Source organism: Rhodopila globiformis, assembly GCF_002937115.1.
Classification (GTDB): domain Bacteria; phylum Pseudomonadota; class Alphaproteobacteria; order Acetobacterales; family Acetobacteraceae; genus Rhodopila; species Rhodopila globiformis.
Window position 1 is genome coordinate 1 of sequence record NZ_NHRY01000155.1, and the last position, 6436, is coordinate 6436.

General features: G+C 67.4%; 4 protein-coding genes and 1 pseudogene. 3 read left to right on the forward strand and 2 right to left on the reverse strand.

Features of this window, described 5'->3' with window-relative positions; genetic code table 11:
- Both CCS01_RS15190 and CCS01_RS15195 read right to left on the reverse strand, forming a co-directional pair.
- Positions 1 to 135: pseudogene (locus tag CCS01_RS15190) on the reverse strand (sulfite exporter TauE/SafE family protein); the annotation flags it as partial.
- Between the two features lie 330 nt (positions 136 to 465).
- Positions 466 to 1080, reverse strand: a complete 615-nt coding sequence (locus CCS01_RS15195) for a TetR/AcrR family transcriptional regulator (RefSeq protein ID WP_104519645.1) — start codon at positions 1078 to 1080, stop codon at positions 466 to 468.
- Between the two features lie 126 nt (positions 1081 to 1206).
- Here CCS01_RS15195 and CCS01_RS15200 point away from each other — a divergent pair, with 126 nt between their 5' ends.
- From CCS01_RS15200 to CCS01_RS15210, 3 genes are all read left to right on the forward strand, one after another.
- Entirely contained in the window at positions 1207 to 2286 is a 1080-nt protein-coding gene (locus CCS01_RS15200) for an HlyD family secretion protein (protein WP_104519646.1), read from the forward strand.
- Positions 2287 to 2486: 200 nt separating this feature from the next.
- A complete protein-coding gene (locus CCS01_RS15205; RefSeq protein ID WP_170114643.1) occupies positions 2487 to 4022 on the forward strand; it encodes a DHA2 family efflux MFS transporter permease subunit in 1536 nt (511 codons plus the stop codon).
- Between the two features lie 62 nt (positions 4023 to 4084).
- Entirely contained in the window at positions 4085 to 5626 is a 1542-nt protein-coding gene (locus CCS01_RS15210; protein ID WP_104519648.1) for an efflux transporter outer membrane subunit, read from the forward strand.
- The last annotated feature ends 810 nt before the right edge of the window (positions 5627 to 6436 follow it).

Consider the following 6436-nt stretch of genomic DNA (forward strand, 5'->3'; position numbering starts at 1 on the left):
GGTGCCGACCGCGACCGAGGGATGGATGCCGAACAGCAGCACCAGCAGCGGCGTCATCAGCGAGCCGCCGCCAACCCCGGTCAGCCCGACCAGCATGCCGATGCCAAAGCCGACCGATGGGTAGACCAGGGTCATGGTCACGCGGCGGAGTATCGGTCGCCGCCGGAGCCCACATCGTCACCTTCCCGGCCGGCTGCATGACAGGCAATCACGAGACCCCGATCGAGGCAATCGCCCGCCCCGGTGGCATTCCTGCCGACCCGATGACGCGGCGTTTCACGCGCGACAAGAACCAGCGCAAGCCTGGTCGTCATGCTCACTCCAGAAATTCAGGTCAAGCCGTATAGCCCCCGGCCCTATTCGTTACAACGGCCTTTTGCCAGCGCCTGCAGGCCGGGCCGCGGACCTGCCAGGAATGGCGGACGCGTATGTGTCATGCACCGCCCGAGAGGCACCGTGGCGCAGTCAGTCGGTTCCATAGGTGCGCAGGAACATGCGAATCGATGCCTCGATCACCTGCTCGATCTCGCTGTCCGGCGGGTTGGGCAGCATTTCCAGCCTGCGGCGCAGCACCAGCCTGGCCTGGCACAGGTTGAAGAACTGCTCCGCGGCGAATTCCGCGTCGGCCACCTGCAGCCGGCCCTGCCGGGTTTCCTCGGCCAGCCATGCCGCCAGGAAGCCGATGGCGCGCGCCGGCCCGGCCTCGAAGAAGCCGCGGGCGAGGGCAGGGAATTTGACCGCCTCGGCGATGACCATCCGGTGGATCGCCAGGCCCTGGTCGGACAGCATCATCTGCACCATGCGCTTGCCAACGCTGCGCAGCACCGCGGCCGGATCGCCGCTGTGATCCGCCTGGTCGAACACCCGGGCCAGGTGCCGCTCGCAGGTTTCGTTGATATAGGCGGTGAACAGATCGGCCTTGCTGTCGAAGTAATTGTACAGCGTGCCCTTCGAGACCCCGGCGACGGCGGCGATGCGCGCCATGCTCGCGCCCTCATAGCCGTCGGCGGCGAACACCGCGGCGGCGCCCGACAGGATCTGGGTCCGCTTTTCCGGGCTGAGTACGACTCCGACATCCATCCGGCTGATTATCCCCGCAACGGCGCTGGCACAGGTTGCGCGCACATCAAATTTAAGCCATAGAGTGACCGAACGGTTCGGTCAATGACGCCTGACCGTCGACGACCGCGCTGACGGAGCCCGGCGATGGATGAACTGACTCAGGATGTCCGGCGGGAGACGCTTGGCGCATCCCGTCGAACCGAGCGGCCCGTCAAGCGGCTGTTGGGTTTCGTCTTCGGCGCGCTGGTGCTCGTCGGCCTGGCTGTGGGGGGCACGCTGTACTGGCTGGACACCCGCAACTTCGAAACCACCGATGACGCGGCGATCGATGCCTACACCACGCAGATGGCCTCCCGCGTCGCCGGCCAGGTGACGAAGCTGCTGTTCGCCGACAACGAGCACGTCAAGGCCGGGCAGGTGCTGCTGCTGATCGATTCGCGCGACTACCAGGCCAAGGTTGACCAGGCGCGGGCGCAGCAGGCCAGCGCCGAGGCGATGCTGCAGCAGGCGCAGGCGCAGGTGGCGGTGCAGCAGGCCGCGGTGGACCAGGCCAGCGCCAACGTCCACGTCGCCGAGGCCGATCTGGTGCAGGCGCGGCAGGACTACGAACGCTACCAGAAGATCAATCCCAGTGCCGTGACGCGCCAGCAGGTCGATGCGGCGACCGCGACCTACCACGCCGACGAGGCGAAGCTCGACGCCAGCCGGCAGATGGTGGGCGGCGCGCAGGCGCAGTTGCGGGCGGCACAGGCCCAGGTGGCGGCGGCGCAGGCGTCGCTGCAACAGGCCCGGGCGAACACCCAGGCGGCGGATCTGCAGCTGTCCTACTGCACCATCACCGCGCCGGTGTCCGGCATGGTCACGCACCGCACCGTCAGCGCCGGCAACTACGTCAACCCGGGCCAGGCGCTGTTCGCGCTGGTGCAGGACGACCGCTGGGTGACCGCCAACTTCAAGGAAACCCAGCTTGCCCTGATCCGCCCCGGGCAGGCGGTCGACATCGCGGTCGACGCCGTCCCCGGTGTGACGTTCCACGGCAAGGTGGACAGCTTCCAGGGCGGCACCGGCACGGTGTTCAGCGTGCTGCCGTCGGAGAACGCGACCGGCAACTACGTGAAGATCGTGCAGCGCGTGCCGGTGAAGATCGTGTTCGACGATCCCCGGACCAGGGACTACACGCTGGCTCCGGGCATGTCGGTCGTGCCGTCGGTGCGGGTGCGCTGAGGCGTGGCCTGGTCGTACCGCAGGGGCTCTGACACATGCCGGCTGGTCCGTTGCCTCACCGTCATGGCCGGGCGTGTCCCGGCCATCCACCCCCCACCGTTGAAGCGCAGATGGCCGGGACTGCGCCCGGCCATGACGGTGAGAGAGGAGACACGCCCGGCTATGATGAGGGCGGAGAAGACCGTGCCCCGTGCTCCGCGATGGTAGCGCCGGCCCGGCCGTACCTGCCGCGCTCGGCCGCGGGGGACCGCAATCCGTGGCTGATCGCCTGGGTGGTGTCGATCGCAACCTTCATGGAGGTGCTGGACATCACCATCGCCAATGTCGCGCTGCGCCACATCGCCGGCACGCTGGCGGCGGACCAGGACGAGTCCACCTGGATCCTGACCAGCTACCTGGTTTCCAACGCCATCGTCCTGCCGATCAGCGGCTGGCTGGCGAACGTGCTGGGGCGCAAGCGGTTCTACATGATCTGCGTTGGGCTGTTCACCGCCAGCTCGTTGATGTGTGCCATGTCGACCTCGCTGTCGATGATGGTGGTCGCCCGGGTGCTGCAAGGCGCCGGCGGCGGCGGCATGGCGCCGACGGAGCAGTCGATCTTCGCCGACACGTTCCCGCCGGAGAAGCGGGCGCAGGCATTCGCGCTGTACGGCCTGACCGTGGTCAGCGCCCCGGCCGTCGGCCCGGTGCTGGGCGGCTGGCTGACCGACAATCTCTCCTGGCACTGGGTGTTCCTGATCAACCTGCCGATCGGCCTGCTGTCGCTGGTGCTTGTCGGCTGGCTGGTGACCGAGCCCGAAGCGCTGCGGCGCGACCGCCGGGCGCTGCTGGACCAGGGGCTGAACGTCGACGTATTCGGCTTCGCCCTGGTCGTCCTGGGCTTCGGCGCATTGCAGATCGTGCTCGACCGGTTCGAGCTGGATGACGGATTCGCCTCGCATTTCATCACCACGATGTCGGTGATCAGCGGGCTGTCGCTGGCGACGCTGGTGGCCTGGGAGATCCGCCATCCGCAGCCGGTGGTGAACATCCGCCTGCTGCGCTTCCGGTCCCTGGGCATCTGCTGCGGGCTGATGTTCCTGGTGGGCTTCCTGCTGATCAGCACGACGCAGCTGCTACCGCAGCTGTCGCAGTCGCTGATGGGCTACGACGCCACCACCGCCGGCATGACGCTGGGCTTCGGCGGCGTTGCCTCGTTCTTCCTGATGCCGGTGGTGGGCGTGGTCACCGGGCGGCTGGTGCAGCCGAAATGGCTGATCCTGATGGCGACGCTGGGCGTGTCGTGGTCGATGCTGCATGCCACGCGGCTGGATCTCGACGTCAGCTTCTGGACCATGTCGTTCACCCGCATGTCGCAGGTGATGTGGATGCCGTTCCTGTTCATCCCGATCAGCGCGGTGTCCTATGTCGGGCTGCCGCCAGCGAGCAACAACGAGGCGTCGGCGCTGATCAACCTGATGCGCAACCTGGGCGGCAGCTTCGGGGTGTCGTTCGTCACCAACCTGCTGGAGGAGCGCAGCCAGTTGCATCACGCGCGGCTGGCCGAGCACATCACCGCGTACAACGGCTTCGGCTGGAACACGCCGCTTGCCCCGGTGGATGCGATGGTGCAGGCGCAAGCCTTCATCATGAGCTACCTCGATGCCTTCTGGCTGCTGGGGCTGCTGGCGCTGGTCGTCGCGCCGGTTGCCCTGCTGCTGCCGCAGGCGCCCAATGGCGCGCCGGCGGGACACTGAACGCGACGATCGGATTGGGACACTGGCTTGTGCCGGAGCGGAATGCCTGCTGGATTAGCGAGATGATTAAAAGCCTGAAACGGACACTGACACTGGCGACGGCCCTGCTGGGCGCCACGGCCCTGGGCGGCTGCACCATGGGCCCCAACTACGAGCGCCCGGCCTGGGCCTCGCCCGCATCCTGGTTCGCCGGCCCGAAGGAGGCGGTGAAGCCGCCGCCCAGCATTCCGGTCGCCGCGCCGATCGACGTCAACTGGTGGGAGCTGTTCAAGGACCCGGAACTGACGAAGCTGGAACGGCGCGTGGCGGCCGAGAACCTGGACGTGAAGGCCGCCGCCATCCGCTTCAGCGAATCGCGCGCCCAGCTCGGCGTCGCCCGCGCGTCACTGTTCCCGACGCTGGGCGCCAACGCCTCCTATGTGCGCGAGAAGGCCAGTAACGAAGGCATTTTCGCGGTCATCCCCGGCGCGACCGGGGCGAGCGCGGCGAACGGCGCGCAGGGCAACTCCGCCGGCGGCATCAGCACCGGCAACCTGGCGCCGTTCGACCTGTACCAGGCCGGCTTCGACGCGACGTGGGAGGTTGACCTGTGGGGCGGGATACGCCGCTCGGTCGAGTCCGCGACGGCGTCGTCGGTTGCGGCGGACGAGGCCACCCGCGCGGCGCTGCTGTCGAGCCTGGCCGAGGTCGCGCGCGACTATGTGCAGCTGCGCGGCACCCAGGCGGAGCTGGCGATCGCGCACGAGAACGTCGATACCGCGCGGCAGAGCCTGAACCTGACGCAGCAGCGCGCGGCCGGCGGGGTGACGACCGACCTGGACGTGGCCAACGCCTCGGCGCAGCTGCGCACGACGCTGTCGCAGATCCCGCCGCTGGAGCAGCAGGAGGCGGCGCTGATCAACGCGCTGAGCCTGCTGCTGGGCCAGCCGCCGAACGCCCTGCGCGACGAGCTGGCGACCCCGAAGCCGGTGCCGCCGGTGCCGCCGAAGGTGCCGGTGGGCTTCCCGTCGGAACTGGCGCGCCGCCGGCCGGACATCCGCCAGGCCGAGGCGCAACTGCACGCGGCGACCGCGAACATCGGCGTGGCGGAGGCGAATTTCTATCCGCAGCTGAGCCTGACCGGCAGCTTCGGGCCGCAGGCGCTGCAGTTCAGCAACCTGTTCAACATGAATGCCCGGCAGTATGCGTTCGGGCCGGCGATCACCATCCCGATCTTCGAGGGCGGGCAGTTGCGCTCGACCCTGCAACTGCGCAAGGCGCAGCAGCGGGAGGCGGCGATCACCTTCCAGCGGACGGTGCTGCAGGCCTGGCACGACGTGGACAACGCGCTGACCGCCTACAAGACCGAGCAGACGCGGCGGGACGAGCTGATCCAGGCGGTGGCGCAAAACCGCCGCGCGCTGACGCTGGCGCAAAGCCGCTACGCGCAGGGGGTGGCGGACTTTTTGACCGTGCTGGACACCGAGCGGAACCTGCTGGCGACGCAGCAGCAGCTGGCGCAGAGTACCGCCAACGTGTCGGCGAATTTGGTGGCGCTGTACAAGGCGTTGGGCGGCGGGTGGGAGACGGATATGCCGGTGACGCAGACGACGGCGTCGAAGTAGGGGCAGGGGGGTGCAGCCGGTTGGCGGCTGCGCTTCGCTTCGGTGGTTGCCGGTCTCGGTGGCGGTGAAGCAACGACGTGGTTTATGCCAGTCGGCGTGCGTTTGATGCGAGCAGCCCTGTCCGCTGGCCGGATCGGATGGCTTTCTGCCAATTTGCTTGCAGGCTATGGCGCGTCACGATCGGTTATTCGCTTAGGGCAGGGTGTGGCCGGGAGCAGATGATCTGCTGCCAGGACCGAAGCGGCTCGGAGCGCACGAGGGGCAGAACGGCGAACGACGCGAATAGGTAATCGGGCTGAGAAAGTCTCACATGCTCGGGATACCGGTTGGGCCAGTGAATCTCGCAAGCCTTTGCTCGACGACATAAGCTCGCCAAGAAGCGGGTAGGCGGCCACCGCGAGAGACCAACGCCAATTCGGTCTGCTCAGGGCTCCACTCGCCTTCCATTTTGGCTGATAGGTCTTCGATAGCGGTGCAAAAGGCTTCAAAATCAGTGCCGGTGTTCCAGTCGCTAACCCGCGACGAGACCTCTGTCTTCGTTGCAGATTGCCAGGTACAGGAATGGTCGATCTTTACGATAGCTTTACTGTAGTTTCCAGGCGACATTTCTTCTGCGTGGCGCCGGATTGGCGCCACGTGACCGGAACGATGAGGGCGGATCTGGGTGAGCTACGCGGCTTTGCCGGCGAGCGGCGCTGACGATCCGCTTGTGCCTGACGCAGCGGTGCCGATTTTTCCCCAGATCGCCGCGATGAAGGTCGATTGCCCGACGTCGCGTAAAATCCGGGCGATGCCGGCCTGGATCAGTCC